Origin of the sequence: Gordonia sihwensis (assembly GCF_029632925.1) — a bacterium.
Lineage (GTDB): Bacteria > Actinomycetota > Actinomycetes > Mycobacteriales > Mycobacteriaceae > Gordonia > Gordonia sihwensis.
Genome location: NZ_CP121248.1, coordinates 3,165,088 through 3,181,812, shown reverse-complemented (window position 1 = coordinate 3,181,812; position 16,725 = coordinate 3,165,088). Strand labels below are relative to the sequence as shown.

Here is a 16,725-nt window from a genome sequence, read left to right as displayed (position 1 = left end):
GTTCAGTGGCGCAGCAGTGCGCGGACGGAGTTCGCCGGAGCCCACCGAAACCAGTCCAGGTCGGGGTTGGCGATGACAGGACGGCGGCGCAATGCCGCTATGCCAGGCGACCGGGCCATCGTCATGAGGACGTGGTCGGCGGTGTCGAGCAGCACGGTGCGGAGCCTGCTGACGGGACGTTGGTAGCAGCCGACGTAGTCGACGACGTTCTTGCTGAAGCTGAGCTTGAATTGACCCACCCCGTGGAGTGGGTGCTCGGGTGTGTCGAGATGAGCGCGAGAGGGCGACCCGTACAAGTCGTACTCGGTGCAGCCGTTCTCGCGCGCCCACCTCATGATCTCCCATTGGACGGCGTGCCCGGCGCCGGTGGTCCCGAGGCCGCTCGAGGAACTGTCGTCCGATGCACTGCGCACGGAGGCGCCGGTCAGGTAGAGGGCGCGATGACCGAATCTGAGTGCGAAAGCCGTGGCGACCACCTCTCCTCGCCGGCGGGCGAAGAACAACTGACCGGCGCCGGACTTCTGCAGGTGCTGGTACGTCGTCGTCGCAGTGTGGAGATCGGGTATCCCGAATCGTCCGTTCGCGGTGGATCGGAGGAGATCGAAATTGATTCGGCAGTTCGCATCGGTCGCCTCGACCCGCTCCACCACCACATCCTCACGGGTCGCACGCTTGATCCATCGCCGGGCCCGCGTGCTGAATCTGGCCAGGACATCCTCGTCCGTGCCACTCAGATCGACCAGGATGGTGTGCTCGATGGTCCAGGTCATCGTCCGACTCAGACCGTGTGCGATCAGGGTAGCCTCAGCCTGCTCGGAGGCGGGAATATACGGATCGACGCGAATCGTCATCACGCCGAGTTCAGCAGCCAGCGGGGTGAGTGAATCGACGACGAGAACGAGGTCCTCGACCGAGGTGACACCCGGACCGGGGATCTGCCAGTAGTCGCCGAGCGTCGGGACAGTCGCGACCACAGCCAACACAGCCAGGTCGCCGACCATCAGATATTCGACGTGATGCCCTGCGAGCTGCTGGGTGTGTGCGAACGCGCGAGACCGGAAGACCGAACCTCCATCGGGGTTGGCGCGGATCAGGTCGTCCCATCGCTCGATCTCGCCGGCTGTCGCCTGTCTGGCCTCGCCGAGGGCGAACGTCGCGTTCTTCACATCTGTATCCGACTTACACATCCCGCGCTTCTCGGTGCTGCTCCTCTTTCTGAAAACGCATGAGAATGCAGCCTATCGCCGCCCTGGGTACGCGGTCAGTCGCACGTTCGGCCCAATTCCGTCCGCGGAGACGGGGCGGGCGCCCGGAGTTCAGTGGATGGTGTTCACGCAGGCGTCGGTGAGAACGGCAGCGTGATGACGGAGCTTGCCGAGGTAGTCGTCCAAGTCGCGCAACGCGCTGAGGTCTGCCGTCACGTTGATCGTCAGCCGGTCGCCGAGCGAGGTGACCACATGCTGCAACGTCATCCGATCGCCGATGTTGAGCCACATCAACTGGTCGATCACCGGATCACCGAGGAAGGTGGCGTCGACGAGATCGCTGCGGACGTTGGAGATCAGCGTGGCGGCGGTGCTCGCGGCCGGGGAATCGACGCCTGCTTCGGCGACGCCGGATCGCTGAGCCCGTTTCCTGGACAGACCGAGGACAGTCGGTGCGAGCCGAGTCTGCAAGGCGCGGAAGGCGATCGCATCCTCACTGCGGACCCGCGCCTTGGCAGCCGCGGTCGAGGCGTGTACTCGCCGGAGCCGCTCGATCGGGTCGGATTCGTCGCCGTGCAGTTCCACGATCTCCTCGGAGAACGAGTTGGCGTCAGCGGTCAGATCGTCGGCCTGGAAGGGCGACGCGGCGTACAGCGGCACCGCCGGCTCGCCGCCGTCGAGCTCCGTCAAGGTCTCGAACAGCGCCCGGCCGATGATCGCGGTGACCGCATCGTTGACGGTGGCTCCCGGAACAACGTCGCGGACCGCGCGGACCTCGCGCAGACTCAACGGCACCGAACCGATGTGAATCGGTCCGCGCAGGGCGTGGTTGAAGCGCGTTCCCCGGGGGAGTTCGACCGACTTCAGGTTGGCCGCGTGCCGTGACAGACCCGGCAGCGCCGCGAGATGACGCACCAGTGCGGCCGGGATCGACAGCGCCGATCTCAGGTTCCCGGGCGGTCGGTGGCCGGGGACGGCCGGAGCGGGCACCGGCTCGTCGCGCATCGCGCGGCGCATGACCGCGGCGATCTTGGTTCCGTCGCCGGCCGCGTGATGGGTGCGCAGCACCACCAACGTGACAGGTTCGGAGTAGTCGAGACCCATGCCGGTCACGCCGGTGATCACCGTCAGATCCCACGGCGGCCGCGACAGATCGACCGGCGAGGACACCAGTTCCGCCACGATCCGCTCCGCGCCCGCCGGCTCGCCGCCGTCGACGACCCGGATGTGCGCGGCGACGTCGACCGACGGATCCGTGACCCAGTGCGGCAGGGCGGCGTAGCCCCATGAGTGCCGCAACGTGCGGGTGAACATCGGCCAGCAGTCGAGTCGCTCTCTCATCCAGGCGGCGACACGGGAGACGTCGAGTGACTCCCCGGTGGTGGCGACGACGTCGCAGTGAATGACGGACGTGACGGCGGGGGTCAGAGCGACGGTGTCGCGGACGCTCAGCGGGACGGCATCATGAATGTCGGTCATGCAGACGACAATAGTGTCGTCTGTTCGGACTATGTCGAGAAGTGCGAGACGTCAGTCGCGAGTCACGCACGGGATCGGGCGCGTCGGCGGATTTGAGCTCATCGGCGGGGTGGTGCATACTATTCAGGTTGCCTCGCGTAGGGGCGAACAAACTTCCAGGACCGCAAAGCGCGGATCCGGGCGTGTAACGCGGGACCCACAGTGTGGGCTCGGATGAATTCTCATCCGGGGAACCGGACCGACACGCCCGACCGCGGGTGCCGGAGGCGAAGCCGACGAGAGTCGGCAGCCGGACGAGAGTCCGGCACCGTACAACGACAGTAGAACAGCGTCGATCCGCCAAATGTCAAGGCGTGGTCATGTGGCATCAGTTGCCGCCCGTGAGTGATCTCGGGTGTGGAGTCACGCGGTGTTGTGCTGTCGAGAGATGAACAGACGGAAGAGGACACAGCGTGGCGGGACAGAAGATCCGCATCAGGCTCAAGGCCTACGACCACGAGGCGATCGACGCTTCTGCGCGCAAGATCGTGGAGACCGTGACCCGCACGGGTGCGCGCGTGGTCGGCCCGGTGCCGTTGCCCACCGAAAAGAACGTGTACTGCGTCATCCGTTCGCCGCATAAGTACAAGGACAGCCGCGAACACTTCGAGATGCGCACGCACAAGCGACTCATCGACATCCTCGACCCGACGCCGAAGACGGTCGACGCGCTGATGCGCATCGATCTCCCGGCGAGTGTCGACGTCAACATTCAGTGACGGGGGATTGGATCAAATGAGCAATCAGAATGCAACCAAGGGCATCCTGGGCACCAAGCTCGGCATGACCCAGGTTTTCGACGAGAACAACCGGGTCGTCCCGGTGACCGTCATCGCGACCGGCTCCAACGTCGTCACCCAGCTGCGCACCGCAGACCGTGACGGCTACACCGCCGTTCAGCTCGCGTACGGCGCCGTCGACCCCCGCAAGGTGAGCAAGCCGGTCGCCGGCCAGTTCGCCAAGGCCGGCGTCACCCCGCGCCGCCACCTCACCGAGATCCGTGTCAACGACATCTCGGAGTTCGAGGTCGGCCAGGAGCTGGGTGCCGACATCTTCGCCGAAGGCGTGAAGGTGGACGTGACCGGTACTTCCAAGGGCAAGGGCTTCGCCGGTGTCATGAAGCGTCACGGCTTCGCCGGTCTGGGTGCCAGCCACGGTGCGCACCGCGTGCACCGTTCGCCGGGCTCCATCGGTGGCTGCGCCACGCCGGGTCGTGTCTTCAAGGGCACCCGCATGGCAGGCCGCATGGGCTCCGACAAGGTGACCACGCAGAACCTGACCGTCCACAAGGTGGACGCCGAAGCCGGTCTGCTGTTGATCAAGGGCGCGATCCCCGGCCGCAAGGGCGGCATCGTGGTGGTCCGCGACGCAGTGAAGGGTGGCGCCAAGTGAGCACCGAAACCGCAACCAAGCTGACGCTCGACGTCCGCAACGCCGACGGCACCACCAATGGCACCGTCGACCTGCCGGCCGAGCTCTTCGACCAGACCGCGAACATCGCGCTCATGCACCAGGTGGTCGTGGCCCAGCAGGCCGCCGCCCGCCAGGGCACGCATTCGACCAAGACGCGTGGCGAGGTCTCCGGCGGCGGCGCCAAGCCGTACCGCCAGAAGGGCACCGGCCGCGCTCGTCAGGGCTCGATTCGCGCTCCGCAGTTCACCGGCGGCGGCACCGTTCACGGTCCGCAGCCGCGTGACTACACGCAGAAGGTCAACAAGAAGGTCAAGGCCGCTGCGCTGCGCGGCGCCCTGTCGGACCGTGCTCGCAACGAGCGCATCCACGTGGTGACCGAGCTCGTCGCCGGCCAGACCCCGTCGACCAAGGCTGCTCGCGAGTTCCTGGCGAAGCTGAGCGAGCGTCGCAAGTTCCTGGTGGTGCTGTCCCGTGAGGACGTCACCGCGTGGAAGAGCGTCGCCAACCTGGGCAACGTCCTGCCGATCGCGCCGGATCAGCTCAACACCTACGACGTCCTCGACTCGGATGAGGTCGTGTTCAGCGTTGAGACCCTGAACGCCTTCATCGAGCAGAACCAGAAGAAGGAGGCCTAGGAATGGCTACGCAGGCAGACCCGCGTGACATCATCCTGGCGCCGGTGATCTCGGAGAAGGCTTACGGGCTGATCGAAGACAACGTGTACACGTTCCTGGTGCACCCGGATTCGAACAAGACTCAGATCAAGATCGCCATCGAGCAGATCTTCGATGTGAAGGTCTCCAGCGTCAACACCGCCAATCGTCAGGGCAAGCGCAAGCGCACCCGTTACGGCTACGGCAAGCGCAAGAACACCAAGCGCGCCATCGTGACGCTGTCCGCTGACAGCAAGCCCATCGAGATCTTCGGGGGAGCGGTCTCCTGACCGCCCGCGAAGAAGAGTAGGGACTAAGACTCATGGCAATTCGTAAGTACAAGCCGACGACGCCGGGCCGTCGCGGATCGAGCGGTGCCGACTTCTCCGAGGTCACCCGTTCGCATCCGGAGAAGTCGCTGGTTCGTCCGCTGCACAGCACCGGCGGCCGCAACGCTCACGGCCGGATCACCACCCGCCACAAGGGTGGCGGCCACAAGCGCGCCTACCGTCTGATCGACTTCCGTCGTAACGACAAGGACGGCATCAACGCCAAGGTCGCGCACATCGAGTACGACCCCAACCGCACCGCGCGCATCGCGCTGCTGCACTACGTGGACGGTGAGAAGCGCTACATCCTGGCGCCGAAGAACCTGAAGCAGGGCGACGTCGTCGAATCCGGCCCCAACGCCGACATCAAGCCGGGCAACAACCTGCCGCTGCGCAACATCCCGACCGGTACCCAGATCCACAACGTGGAGCTGCGTCCGGGCGGCGGCGCCAAGATGGCTCGTTCGGCCGGCGCCTCGATCCAGCTGCTGGGCAAGGAGGGTCCGTACGCGACCCTGCGCATGCCCTCCGGTGAGATCCGCCGCGTCGACGTGCGCTGCCGCGCCACCGTCGGCGAGGTCGGCAACGCCGAGCAGAGCAACATCAACTGGGGCAAGGCCGGCCGTATGCGCTGGAAGGGCAAGCGCCCGACCGTCCGCGGTGTCGTCATGAACCCGGTCGACCACCCGCACGGCGGTGGTGAGGGCAAGACCTCGGGTGGTCGCCACCCGGTGAGCCCGTGGGGACAGCCTGAGGGCCGCACCCGCAAGAACAAGGCCAGCGACAAGATGATCGTCCGTCGCCGTCGTACCGGCAAGAACAAGCGATAACTAGGAGGAGGTAAAAAATGCCACGCAGCCTGAAGAAGGGCCCGTTCGTCGACGACCACCTCCTGAAGAAGGTGGATGCACAGAACGAGAAGGGCACCAAGCAGGTCATCAAGACCTGGTCGCGCCGCTCGACCATCATCCCCGACTTCATCGGTCACACCTTTGCGGTCCACGACGGTCGCAAGCACGTGCCCGTGTTCGTGTCCGACTCGATGGTGGGTCACAAGCTGGGCGAGTTCGCTCCCACCCGTACCTTCAAGGGTCACATCAAGGATGACCGGAAAGCGAAGCGCCGGTAACCATGACTACTGAGACTGAAAACGCAGTGCAGAGTGCACGGGCGACCGCGAAGTTCGTTCGCGTGACCCCGATGAAGGCACGCCGCGTCATCGACCTGGTTCGCGGAAAGAACGTGGACGAGGCTCTCGACATCCTGCGGTTCGCGCCGCAGGCGGCCAGTGAGCCGGTCTACAAGGTGCTCGCCAGCGCGGTCGCGAACGCTGAGAACAACGTGGGCCTGGACCGCCGGACGCTCGTCGTCTCGGAGGCCTTCGCCGATGAGGGCCCGACCCTGAAGCGGTTCCAGCCGCGTGCACAGGGCCGCGCCTTCCGCATCCGCAAGCGCACCAGCCACATCACCGTGGTCGTCGCCGCTGCGGAGAACGGCGGACGTGCTCGTTCGCGCCAGCAGAAGAAGAAGGGAGCCTAAACAGTGGGCCAGAAGATCAACCCGCACGGCTTCCGGCTGGGCATCACCACGGACTGGAACTCACGTTGGTACGCCGACAAGCAGTACGCGGAGTACGTCAAGGAAGACGTCGCGATCCGCAAGCTGCTGAGCACCGGCCTCGAGCGCGCCGGCATCTCCAAGGTGGAGATCGAGCGCACCCGTGACCGCGTCCGCGTCGACATCCACACCGCTCGTCCGGGCATCGTCATCGGCCGCCGCGGCGCCGAGGCCGATCGCATCCGCGGCGACCTGGAGAAGCTGACCGGCAAGCAGGTGCAGCTGAACATCCTCGAGGTCAAGAACCCCGAGGCCGACGCACAGCTCGTCGCGCAGGGCGTCGCCGAGCAGCTCAGCAACCGTGTGGCGTTCCGCCGCGCGATGCGCAAGGCCATCCAGTCGGCCATGCGTCAGCCGGGCGTCAAGGGTATCCGAGTCCAGTGCTCGGGTCGTCTGGGCGGTGCCGAGATGAGCCGCAAGGAGTTCTACCGCGAGGGACGCGTGCCGCTGCACACGCTGCGCGCCGACATCGACTACGGGCTCTACGAGGCACGTACCACCTTCGGCCGCATCGGCGTGAAGGTGTGGATCTACAAGGGCGATATCGTCGGCGGCCGTCGTGAGCTGGCCGCAGCCGCGCCCGCCGAGGATCGTCGCGGACCGCGTCGTCCGAGCCGTCCGCGCCGCGACGCGCGTGGTGGCCAGGGCGGTCGCAGCAGCGACGCTGCGCAGGCTCCGGCCGCCGACGCCACCGCGTCCGCTCCGGCGTCTGCAGAGAACCAGGAGGGCTGAGGCCATGTTGATCCCTCGCAGGGTCAAGCACCGCAAGCAGCACCACCCCAGCCTGAAGGGCCGGGCCAAGGGCGGAACCAAGGTCACCTTCGGTGACTACGGCATCCAGGCTCTGGAAGGTGCGTACATCACCAACCGTCAGATCGAGTCTGCTCGTATCGCGATCAACCGCCACATCAAGCGTGGCGGCAAGGTCTGGATCAACATCTTCCCGGACCGCCCGATCACGAAGAAGCCCGCCGAGACCCGCATGGGTTCCGGTAAGGGCTCGCCCGAGTGGTGGGTGGCCCCGGTGAAGCCGGGCCGCGTGCTGTTCGAGATGAGCTACCCCAATGAGGAGACCGCTCGCGAGGCACTGCGCCGCGCACAGCACAAGCTCCCCATGAAGACCCGAATCGTGACCCGAGAGGAGCAGTTCTGATGGCACTCGGAGTCGCTGCTTCTGAGCTCCGTGAGCTCAGCGATACCGACCTGGTCGCGCGCCTGAAGGAGTCGAAGGAAGAGCTTTTCAACCTTCGCTTCCAGATGGCCACCGGTCAGCTCGACAACAACCGTCGTCTGCGCACCGTGCGCCGCGAGATCGCGCGTGTCTACACCGTGATGCGTGAGCGCGAGCTGGGCCTCGCGTCCGGACCGGAGGGTGAAGACGCATGAGTGAGGACCAGAAGGTGAACACCGAAGATCGCGCCAGCCGCAAGGAGCGGATCGGCTACGTCGTCAGTGACAAGATGACCAAGACCATCACGGTCGAGCTGGAGGATCGTACGCGTCACGCGCTGTACGGCAAGATCATCCGCACGACCAGCAAGGTCAAGGCGCACGACGAGGAGCAGATCGCCGGCGTCGGCGACCGCGTCCGGATCATGGAGACCCGACCGCTGTCGGCGACCAAGCGCTGGCGTCTGGTCGAGGTGCTCGAGAAGGCCAAGTAGGCCCGATCGGCGCTTCGCGTACGACGAACATACGACCGCCCGTCCCGGGATTCCGGGGCGGGCGGTCGTCGTCGGAGTGGATGATCGTTCGCGTCGATCTGGCGGCGCCGGCCGATACCGTGGTGCACTGTCGATATACTGCGCCGGGTACCGCTTAGCGGCACCGGGCATCGACAGCCGATTGCCGCAACCGACTAGTTAGGACACCATGCCGGACGCTGGCCACAGGCGTGACGACGAATCGAATGCTCTTCGAAGCGGCGCGGAGCCACTGACGTCTGGCTCGGATGAGCTGTCCGACGTGCCCGGATGGGGATCCGACGAAGACGATCCCGTCGCCGAACAGTTGCGGGCATGGCGCTCCGAACTCGGTACGGGGACGGCCGGACCCGCGCCGTCGGCTGAGCGGGCGACTCCGACCCCGGTCCCGCGCGACGAGCCGCAGGAGACGGTGCACGAGGCGCGTCACTCCACGCCGAAGGAGGAGTGGACGCAGAATCCGATGACGGCGCCGTGGCTGCTCAACGGACTCGGCTTCCGCAAGGAGGAGCCGGAACTGGTGGAGCAGCGGCCGCGCCGCGCGCCGCGGATGCCCGAGGGCCGCAGCGCCGCGTGGGACGTCATCTCCGCGCAACAGCCGGTGGTGAAGCCGGCCGAACCGGAGATCAGCCCGGAGGAGGCTGCGCTCTCCGCTGCCCGTACGGTCTCGTTTCCGGCGCTCGACATGGTGCCCATCGGGGAGAAGGCCGGTCCGGTCGAATACGCGATCGAGGTCGATGGCCTGCGCAAGGTCTTCAACGACATGGTCGCCGTCGACGATGTGAGCTTCAAAGTGCCCAAGGGCAAGATCGTGGCACTGCTCGGACCCAACGGCGCCGGGAAGACGACCACGGTGAGCATGCTGTGCACCCTGCTGCGACCCACCTCGGGTACGGCGACCGTCAACGGATACGACGTCCTCAAGGACGCGGCGCAGGTCCGGCGGTCGATCATGCTCACCGGGCAGTTCGCCGCGCTGGACGAGTCGCTGACCGGGCGTGAGAACCTCGTGCTGTTCGGCCGGCTGATGGGACTGCGGAAGCCCGCGGCTCGGGCCCGTGCCGACGAGCTGCTGGAGTTCTTCTCTCTCGTCGCGGCGGCCGACAAACGGGTGGGCCAGTACTCCGGTGGCATGCGGCGGCGCATCGACATCGCCTGCGGGCTCGTCACCGAACCGAAGGTGGTGTTCCTCGACGAACCGACCACGGGCCTGGATCCGCGCAGTCGGCAGGACGTGTGGGAACTGGTGGAACAGCTGCGCGATTCCGGCGTCACCATCTTGCTGACCACCCAGTATCTCGAGGAAGCCGACATGCTGTCGGACAACATCGTGGTCATCGACAAGGGCCGGGTGATCGCCGAAGGCACCTCGGACGAGCTCAAAGCAGCGACCGGTGCGGCCTACTGTGAGGTGACACCCGCGCACCCGGCGTACCTGCCGCGGCTGCGGGCCCGCCTGGCCGATCTGCTCGGCGCCAACGCCAAGGACGACGGAGAGACGATCTCCGTCCCGGCGCCCGACGGTCCGGACACGCTCGCCGAGGTGATCCGGCGGACCGAGGCGGCACGGATCCCGCTGGCCGACATCGCCTTGCGCCGGCCTTCGCTGGACGAGGTGTTCCTGGCGCTGACTGATCCGAACAAGGACCGGGGCGCCTGATGGCCCACGAGGCGACCGTCGCTCCGCGGTTGTTCGGTCCGGACGGCGCGACCGCGCAGATCAGTCCGGTCCAGCAGTGGTGGACGCTGACCGGACGCGGACTGCGCAAGGTGGTCCGCAACGGCGAGATCGTGCTCGCCTTCCTCTCGCCGGCGCTGCTGGCGCTGTGCTTCTATCTCCCGCTGCGCAAGATCATGAATGCGCAGATGGACATGAACTATGCGCAGTACCTGATGCCGATCATCTTTCTGCAGTCGCTGGAGTTCACTGCCTCGTCGGCGGCGATGCGCTCGTCCTTCGACGGCTCGGAGGGCGTCAACACCCGCTTCCGCGCGATGCCGATGCGACCCGCGGTGCCACTGCTGGCGCGCACGGCCACCAATGCCGTGCTTCTCACGGTCTCGCTCGTGTGCGCCACCGTCGCGACCCTCATCATGGGGTGGCGGCCCGGCGGGGGAGTCACCGGAACTCTCGCGCTCTACGGAATCGGGGCGTTGATCGGTCTGCTGCTGGCGACGGTGGCCGACGGCATCGGCCTGATCGCGGGCAGCCCGCAGGCCACCAGCCAGACGATGGGTCTGCCGACGCTGATCCTGGGCATGCTGTCGACGGGATTCGTTCCGGAGGAACGGTTCCCCGAGTGGATCCGGCCGTTCGCTCGAAACCAGCCGATCTCCCAGTTCGCGGGAGTGATGCGTTCGGCCGACGACGGCACGCTGACGTGGCACCAGTTGTTCCCGTCGGTGTGCTGGATGATCGGGCTCGCGGTGGTCGCGGCCATCCTCCTCGGGATCTACATGCGGAGGAACGCGCGATGACCGATCAGTCGAGCACGGCGCCGGGCGCCGGGGAGACACAGGAAGCGATGGAGTTCCCGCCGGTGCAGTCGCCCGCGGAGACATCGCTGCGCGCCTGGATCACGCAGTCGGCGATCCTGACCGGCAGGCAGGTGATGGTGCTGGCGCGAGACATTCCGACACTCACCCAGATCCTGCTGTTCCCCGCGCTGAGCATGATCATGTTCAAGGTGGTGCTGGGCGACGTGATCGGTCAGGCGACGGGACAGAACAGCGCGTACGGCACCGTGCCGCTGGTGGTCCTGGTGGCGGCGATGTTCGGTTCGGTGGCGTCGGCCACCCGGCTCAACGTGGAGCGGCGCAGCGGGTTGCTGAGCCGGTTGTACGTGATGCCGATCAACCGATCGGCGGATCTCGCATCGCGGGTGGCCGCCGATTCGGTGCGAGTCCTGATCACTTCGGCGATCCTGCTCGCGGCGGGCCATCTCATCGGATTCCGGTTCACGCAGGGTGTGGGACCGGCCGTGGGACTGTTCGTGGTCGCGATGGCCTACGGCGCCGCGTACGGGATGCTCGCGCTCGCCTTGGCGGTGAACGCCGCCCCCGGTGCGCCGCTGGTGCCCTATCTCGGACTGTTGTCGAGCCTGCTGATGTTCTTCAATTCCGGATTCTCGCCGGTGGAGGCGTACCCCGATTGGCTTCAGCCGGTGGTGCAGAACCAGCCGATGACGCCTGCGATCGAACTGATGCGTTCGCTCGCCGCGGGCGGGCCGCTGATGGACAACGCGATCAAGGTGGCGTGCTGGGTGATCGGCATCTTCGCGGTCACGATTTATCCCGCTTTGCGCGGGTATCGCAAGGCTGCGGTGGGACACTGAGCGGTGTCGTGAGACGCGAGGCGGCCGACTCCGGCCCGGGGGTGGAATCCAGGCGGTTTCCGTCTACGCCGTAGGCGGGCTTAGAATTGACCACTTTGGGTACGAATATTTACGAGGTGATGCGCTAGTGACGGGCGATGCTCATGAGACTGACGACACACGAACAACTGTTCGTGCGGGTCAGGATGATGCTGCGGCCGGCATGGGGGAGTCGGCGCCCGGGCAGCGGGGTGTGCCCGCCGGAGCGTTCCCACTCTCCGCAGCGCAGTTCGGGCTGTGGCTGTCGCAGCAGCTGCATCCCGAAGTGCCGATCAACATGGCGCAGTACGTGGAGCTGCGCGGTCAGCTCGATCTCGACCTGCTCGAAGAATGCCTGATCGCCACCGGCAAGGAGATCGGATCCGGCTACCTGCGGATCATCGACGTCGACGGCCGCCCGTACCAGCTCGTCGACCGCGACATCGAGCAGTCGCTGGTCCGCGTCGATCTCTCTGAACGCCCCGATCCGGAGGCCGCGGCGCACGAGTGGATGCGCGCCGAGTACACGGCGCCGATCGATCTCGAGACCGGTCCGCTCTTCTGCTGTGCGGTCATCACGATCGGCCCCGACCACCACTACTGGTATGCGCGAGTGCACCACGTGGCGCTCGACGGCGTGGGTGCCATCACGTTGATGACCCGCGTGGCGGAGCTGTACACGCAGGCGCTCGACGGCGCGCCGCTGCCGTCCGATCCGGCGGACCACCTGCGCGAGCTGTACGAGGTCGAGGACGCCTACCGGTCGTCGCGCCGATTCGAATCCGACCGCGAGTACTGGGCGCAGGTCGTCGACGACATGCCCGAACCCGAGTCGTTCGCTTCGCGTCACGCCGCGCCGCAGGCGCTGAGCACCGTCGCGAGCACTGCACTGCCGCGCGATCTGGCCGAGGCGATGACGACCGACGGAGCCTCCTTCGCACCGGTCACCATCGCCGCGTTCGCGGCGTACTTCGGCCGGCTGACCGGAACCGACGACGTCCTGCTGTCGCTTCCCGTCTCGGCGCGCACCACCGCGCTGATGCGCCGGGCGGGCGGCATGGTCTCGAATGTGGTGCCGCTCCGGATCGCCGTGCCCGCGGACGCCACTGTCGACGCCCTCGTCGAATCGGTGCAGGTCCAGCTGGTGGGCGCGCTCCGCCACCAGCGCTACCGCACGGAGGACATCCGTCGCGACGCCGGTTCGCTCGGCGCGGACCGCGCCTATTTCGGCCCGGTCGTCAACATCATGATGGGTCTGGGCGACCTGCGCCTGGGCGCCATCGAATCACGACTGCACGTCCTCTCGTCCGGTCCGGTCGACGACCTGATGCTCAACCTGTACGAGACGGGTACCGGCAGCACCCACATCGACTTCATCGCGAACCCGGCCCGATACACCGAGGCCGAGAACGAGCGTCACCACGCCCGCTTCGTGGACTTCCTCAAGCGTTTCGTGGCCGCCGGAGCCGACACCGCGATCGGCGACCTCGAGGTCCTCGGCGCCGGCGAGCGCGAATGGCTGCTCTCGCGCGAGGGCGGCACCGCCGCGGAGCCACGCGGTTTCGGCGACATCCTGGCCGCTTCGGCCGCGGTGTACCCCGACCGGGTGGCCGTCGAGTTCGGAGGCACCGTCTGGACCTACCGGGAACTCGACGAACGCTCGAACCGCCTGGCACGTGTCCTGATCCGGCGAGGGGTGGGACCGGAGAGCCTGGTGGCGCTGGCGGTCCCGCGCTCGCTCGAATCGGTGCTGGCGATCTGGTCGATCGCGAAGGCCGGAGGCGCCTACCTGCCGATCGATCCGGGCTATCCGTCCGACCGCATCGCCCACATGGTGACCGACTCCGGCGCGGAGCACGGTCTGACGACCATCGCGAACCGCGCCGCCCTCCCGGACGGCGTCGATTGGCTCGCGCTCGACTCGCTGGAGGCGACCACCCTCGCCGACGCGGAGTCGGCCGCGCCGATCACCGACGCCGAACGGCTCGCCCCGGTCCGGCCCGACAACCCCGCTTACGTCATCTACACGTCCGGTTCCACCGGACTGCCGAAGGGCGTCGTGGTGCCCAACCGCGGGTTGTCGACGCTCGCCGAGGACCTGCGAGTGGTGTACTCGGTCTCATCCGACGCCCGGGTTGCCCAGTTCGCCTCCCCGAGCTTCGATGCGGCATTCGGTGAGATGCTCGCCGCGTGGGCTCATGGCGGAGCTCTCATCGTCGTACCGCCGACCGTGACCGGCGGCGACGAACTCGCGGGACTGCTCGCGGCCGCACGCGTGACCACGCTGGTCTCGACCCCGCCCGCCGCGCAGACGCTCGACCCGACCGGCCTGGACTCGATGCGCCGGGTGGTGACCGGCGGCGACGTGCTGCCCGCCGAACTCGCGGCGCGGTGGGACGGCCGGTTGCGCAACGCCTACGGTCCCACCGAGACCACGGTGATCGTCACGATCACCGAGCCACTGGCCGCCGGGACGCCGATCACGATCGGCGCGCCGATGAGCGGGGTTCGAGCGCTGGTGCTCGACCACCGCCTGCGGCCGGCGCCGGTCGGTGTCGCGGGCGATCTGTACATCGCCAATCCCGGTACTGCGCGCGGCTACCACGCCCGCCCGTCGCTGACCTCCTCGCGCTTCGTCGCCGATCCGTACGGCCCACCCGGCAGCCGCATGTACGCCACCGGCGACGTGGTCCGGTGGACCGACGACGGCGAGCTCGACTACATCGGGCGCTCGGACTTCCAGGTCAAGATTCGCGGCTTCCGCATCGAACTCGGCGAGATCGACGCCGTGATGGAGAACTGCCCGGGCGTCGACTTCGCCACTACGCAGGTCCGTACCGGTTCAGCCGGTCAGCCACAGCTGGTCACCTACGTGCTGGCCGAGGACGGCGTGGATCTGGACCCGTCGGGTCTGCGGATCGCCGCCGGACAGGTGCTGCCCGAATACATGGTGCCCGCCGCGGTGGTCGTGCTCGACGAGGTGCCGCTCACGGTGAACGGCAAGCTCGATCGCGCCGCCCTGCCCGATCCCGACTTCAGCGCGAGCACGGCGGAGTACCGCGAGCCGTCGACCGAGCTGGAGAAGCGGATCGCCGAGGTCTTCGCCGACGTCCTCGGTCTCGACCGTGTCAGCGCCGACGCGAGCTTCTTCGAGCTCGGCGGCGACAGCATCATCTCCCTGCAGTTGGTGTCGCGGGCCAAGAACCTCGGCATCGTCTTCACCGCGCGCGAGGTCTTCGAACAGCAGACGGTGGCCGGTCTGGCCCAGGTGGCGCGGACCGCCGACTCGGCAGAGGCGGAGCTGACCGAACTTCCGGGCGAGGGCGTCGGGCCGATGCCGCTGACCCCGGTGATGCACCAGATGCTCGAACTCGGACGCTACGAGGCGTTCGCACAGGCGCTGACCCTCGTCCTCCCGGCGGGCGCGAGCGATGAGGGCGTCGCCGCCACCATCGCCGCCGTCGTGGATCATCACGACATGCTGCGCGCGGTGCTGCGCGCGGACGGCCCCGAACCCGTCATCGTCACGCGACCGGCGGGCAGCGTGGACGCGACATCGCTGATCTCGAACGTTCCCGCCCGGGGACGCGCCGGATCGGCCGAGCTCGCGGAGCAGATCGGCCGAGTCGCGGCCGAGTCGGCGCGCCGCCTGAGTCCGGACACCGGTGTCATGGCGCAGTTCGTCCGACTCACGGGATCGGGCGAGACCGACGGAGACCGACTGGTCGCCGTCGTGCACCACCTCGCCGTCGACGGTGTGTCGTGGCGCACGCTGGTCCCCGACTTCGCACTCGCGTGGGTGAGCGTCTCCGCCGGCGCGACCCCGTCCCTTCCGCCTGTCGGAACCTCGATGCGCCGATGGGCGCACGGACTCGCCGAGGCCGCCCGCCGCGCCGACCGTGAGGCCGAGCTCGAGCACTGGCGGCGGATCGTCGCGGACGGCGACCAGCCGGTGGGCCGGCGCCCGCTCGATCCGCGGGTCGATGTGGCCGCCACTGAACGGCGGCTCGAGGTCCGGCTCAGCCCGGAGACCACGAGAGCCGTGCTCGCGGTGATTCCGCGGCAGTACCGTGCGGGCGTCAACGACGGTCTGCTCGCGGCGCTGGCGCTGGCGGTCGCCGCATGGCGCGGCGCGGACGGGCGACGCAGCATGCTCGTCGATCTCGAGGGCCACGGCCGTGAGGAGTCGGCGGTGCCCGGTGCCGATCTGGCACGGACCGTCGGCTGGTTCACCAGCGTGTACCCGGCTCGGCTCGACGTCGGCGACGTGGATCTGGACGCCGCGTTCGAGGGCGGGCCGAGTACGGCGGCGCTGCTCAAGACGATCAAGGAACAGCTGCGGCGGATTCCGGGTGAGGGCGTCGGCTACGGCCTGCTGCGGCACCTGAATCCCGATTCGCGCGCCGAGATGATGCAATGGCACCGCCCCGAGATCGCGTTCAACTATCTGGGCCGGCTGTCGTCAGGTGAGATTCCCGCCGAACTGCGCGCCGTGGGCTGGCTGCCCGACGGCGAGATGCTCGGCGCGGGTGCCCAGCGTCACGAGGACATGCCGCTCTCGGCCGCGCTGACGATCGATGCGATCGCCGCCGAAGACGGAGACGGCGTCGCACTCACTGCGACCTTCAGCTACGCCTCGGAGCTGCTCAGCGAGACCGAGGTGGTCGAACTCGCCGATCTGTGGGCGCGCGCCCTCGACGCGATGGCATCGCTGTCGCAGTCGCAGACCACGGGCGGCTTCACGCCCGCGGACCTTCCCCTGGTGAACCTCTCGCAGGAACAGATCGATGCGTGGGAGCGCGACTTCGAGTCGCTGTCCGACATCTGGTCGCTCTCACCGCTGCAGGAGGGTCTGCTGTTCCACGCCGGCCTCGCCGAGCACTTCGTGGACGTCTACACCGCGCAGATCGTGCTCGACCTGAGCGGCGAGGTCG

At 67.5% G+C, this 16,725-nt stretch carries 17 protein-coding genes (1 of these 17 only partly in view); 15 read left to right on the top strand and 2 right to left on the bottom strand.

Annotation, left to right across the window (positions count from 1 at the left end; translation table 11 throughout):
• Positions 1 to 2 precede the first annotated feature (2 nt).
• Together P5P27_RS15215 and P5P27_RS15210 are read right to left on the bottom strand one after the other, a co-directional pair.
• Positions 3 to 1,166 (bottom strand): lipid II:glycine glycyltransferase FemX, encoded by a 1,164-nt coding sequence (locus P5P27_RS15215; protein ID WP_231875644.1) that lies wholly within the window; start codon positions 1,164 to 1,166, stop codon positions 3 to 5.
• Between the two features lie 150 nt (positions 1,167 to 1,316).
• Positions 1,317 to 2,684, bottom strand: a complete 1,368-nt coding sequence (locus P5P27_RS15210) for a wax ester/triacylglycerol synthase domain-containing protein (protein ID WP_278124808.1) — start codon at positions 2,682 to 2,684, stop codon at positions 1,317 to 1,319.
• A gap of 452 nt (positions 2,685 to 3,136) precedes the next feature.
• On the opposite strand from P5P27_RS15210, the gene rpsJ reads away from it, so the two are divergent.
• The 15 genes from rpsJ to P5P27_RS15135 form a co-directional block, all read left to right on the top strand.
• Positions 3,137 to 3,442, top strand: coding sequence for a 30S ribosomal protein S10 (gene rpsJ, locus P5P27_RS15205; protein ID WP_003938093.1), 306 nt, complete (start codon positions 3,137 to 3,139; stop codon positions 3,440 to 3,442).
• A gap of 16 nt (positions 3,443 to 3,458) precedes the next feature.
• The gene (rplC, locus tag P5P27_RS15200) at positions 3,459 to 4,115 is read left to right on the top strand and encodes a 50S ribosomal protein L3 (RefSeq protein ID WP_006895652.1); all 657 of its coding nucleotides are present in this window, start codon (positions 3,459 to 3,461) and stop codon (positions 4,113 to 4,115) included.
• The gene (gene rplD / locus P5P27_RS15195; RefSeq protein WP_006895650.1) at positions 4,112 to 4,771 is read left to right on the top strand and encodes a 50S ribosomal protein L4; all 660 of its coding nucleotides are present in this window, start codon (positions 4,112 to 4,114) and stop codon (positions 4,769 to 4,771) included. Before rplC ends, rplD begins: the two co-directional genes overlap by 4 nt.
• 2 nt (positions 4,772 to 4,773) lie before the next feature.
• Positions 4,774 to 5,079, top strand: a complete 306-nt coding sequence (gene rplW, locus P5P27_RS15190; protein WP_006895649.1) for a 50S ribosomal protein L23 — start codon at positions 4,774 to 4,776, stop codon at positions 5,077 to 5,079.
• Between the two features lie 32 nt (positions 5,080 to 5,111).
• Complete coding sequence (gene rplB / locus P5P27_RS15185; RefSeq protein WP_006895648.1) at positions 5,112 to 5,948, top strand: 50S ribosomal protein L2; 837 nt, start codon at positions 5,112 to 5,114, stop codon at positions 5,946 to 5,948.
• Between the two features lie 17 nt (positions 5,949 to 5,965).
• A complete protein-coding gene (gene rpsS, locus P5P27_RS15180) occupies positions 5,966 to 6,247 on the top strand; it encodes a 30S ribosomal protein S19 (RefSeq protein WP_006895647.1) in 282 nt (93 codons plus the stop codon).
• Between the two features lie 2 nt (positions 6,248 to 6,249).
• The gene (gene rplV, locus P5P27_RS15175; protein WP_006895646.1) at positions 6,250 to 6,657 is read left to right on the top strand and encodes a 50S ribosomal protein L22; all 408 of its coding nucleotides are present in this window, start codon (positions 6,250 to 6,252) and stop codon (positions 6,655 to 6,657) included.
• Between the two features lie 3 nt (positions 6,658 to 6,660).
• Positions 6,661 to 7,467, top strand: a complete 807-nt coding sequence (rpsC, locus tag P5P27_RS15170; RefSeq protein WP_006895645.1) for a 30S ribosomal protein S3 — start codon at positions 6,661 to 6,663, stop codon at positions 7,465 to 7,467.
• A gap of 4 nt (positions 7,468 to 7,471) precedes the next feature.
• The gene (gene rplP, locus P5P27_RS15165) at positions 7,472 to 7,888 is read left to right on the top strand and encodes a 50S ribosomal protein L16 (protein WP_006895643.1); all 417 of its coding nucleotides are present in this window, start codon (positions 7,472 to 7,474) and stop codon (positions 7,886 to 7,888) included.
• Positions 7,888 to 8,121 (top strand): 50S ribosomal protein L29, encoded by a 234-nt coding sequence (rpmC, locus tag P5P27_RS15160; protein ID WP_006895641.1) that lies wholly within the window; start codon positions 7,888 to 7,890, stop codon positions 8,119 to 8,121. Before rplP ends, rpmC begins: the two co-directional genes overlap by 1 nt.
• Positions 8,118 to 8,399 (top strand): 30S ribosomal protein S17, encoded by a 282-nt coding sequence (rpsQ, locus tag P5P27_RS15155; protein WP_006895639.1) that lies wholly within the window; start codon positions 8,118 to 8,120, stop codon positions 8,397 to 8,399. Before rpmC ends, rpsQ begins: the two co-directional genes overlap by 4 nt.
• 208 nt (positions 8,400 to 8,607) lie before the next feature.
• Positions 8,608 to 10,098 (top strand): ATP-binding cassette domain-containing protein, encoded by a 1,491-nt coding sequence (locus P5P27_RS15150; RefSeq protein WP_045536400.1) that lies wholly within the window; start codon positions 8,608 to 8,610, stop codon positions 10,096 to 10,098.
• Positions 10,098 to 10,916, top strand: coding sequence for an ABC transporter permease (locus tag P5P27_RS15145; RefSeq protein WP_006895637.1), 819 nt, complete (start codon positions 10,098 to 10,100; stop codon positions 10,914 to 10,916). Before P5P27_RS15150 ends, P5P27_RS15145 begins: the two co-directional genes overlap by 1 nt.
• Positions 10,913 to 11,773: an ABC transporter permease gene (locus tag P5P27_RS15140; RefSeq protein WP_006895635.1), complete on the top strand. Its 861-nt coding sequence runs from the start codon at positions 10,913 to 10,915 to the stop codon at positions 11,771 to 11,773. The genes P5P27_RS15145 and P5P27_RS15140 overlap by 4 nt, the downstream gene beginning before the upstream one ends.
• A gap of 202 nt (positions 11,774 to 11,975) precedes the next feature.
• Positions 11,976 to 16,725, top strand: partial view of a non-ribosomal peptide synthase/polyketide synthase gene (locus tag P5P27_RS15135; protein WP_278124798.1) — the 5' end (the start) only. 38,534 nt of this gene lie beyond the right edge of the window; 4,750 of the gene's 43,284 nt are visible here — the first part of the coding sequence; its start codon is at positions 11,976 to 11,978; its stop codon lies beyond the right edge, outside the window.

Excerpts from the sequence above, each read along its gene's own strand:
- P5P27_RS15210 (WP_278124808.1), bottom strand. The coding sequence starts at position 2,684 with ATGACCGACATTCATGATGCCGTCCCGCTGAGCGTCCGCGACACCGTC.
- rplC (WP_006895652.1), top strand. The coding sequence starts at position 3,459 with ATGAGCAATCAGAATGCAACCAAGGGCATCCTGGGCACCAAGCTCGGC.
- rplW (WP_006895649.1), top strand. The coding sequence starts at position 4,774 with ATGGCTACGCAGGCAGACCCGCGTGACATCATCCTGGCGCCGGTGATC.
- rplB (WP_006895648.1), top strand. The coding sequence starts at position 5,112 with ATGGCAATTCGTAAGTACAAGCCGACGACGCCGGGCCGTCGCGGATCG.
- rpsS (WP_006895647.1), top strand. The coding sequence starts at position 5,966 with ATGCCACGCAGCCTGAAGAAGGGCCCGTTCGTCGACGACCACCTCCTG.
- rplV (WP_006895646.1), top strand. The coding sequence starts at position 6,250 with ATGACTACTGAGACTGAAAACGCAGTGCAGAGTGCACGGGCGACCGCG.
- rplP (WP_006895643.1), top strand. The coding sequence starts at position 7,472 with ATGTTGATCCCTCGCAGGGTCAAGCACCGCAAGCAGCACCACCCCAGC.
- rpmC (WP_006895641.1), top strand. The coding sequence starts at position 7,888 with ATGGCACTCGGAGTCGCTGCTTCTGAGCTCCGTGAGCTCAGCGATACC.
- rpsQ (WP_006895639.1), top strand. The coding sequence starts at position 8,118 with ATGAGTGAGGACCAGAAGGTGAACACCGAAGATCGCGCCAGCCGCAAG.
- P5P27_RS15150 (WP_045536400.1), top strand. The coding sequence starts at position 8,608 with ATGCCGGACGCTGGCCACAGGCGTGACGACGAATCGAATGCTCTTCGA.
- P5P27_RS15145 (WP_006895637.1), top strand. The coding sequence starts at position 10,098 with ATGGCCCACGAGGCGACCGTCGCTCCGCGGTTGTTCGGTCCGGACGGC.
- P5P27_RS15140 (WP_006895635.1), top strand. The coding sequence starts at position 10,913 with ATGACCGATCAGTCGAGCACGGCGCCGGGCGCCGGGGAGACACAGGAA.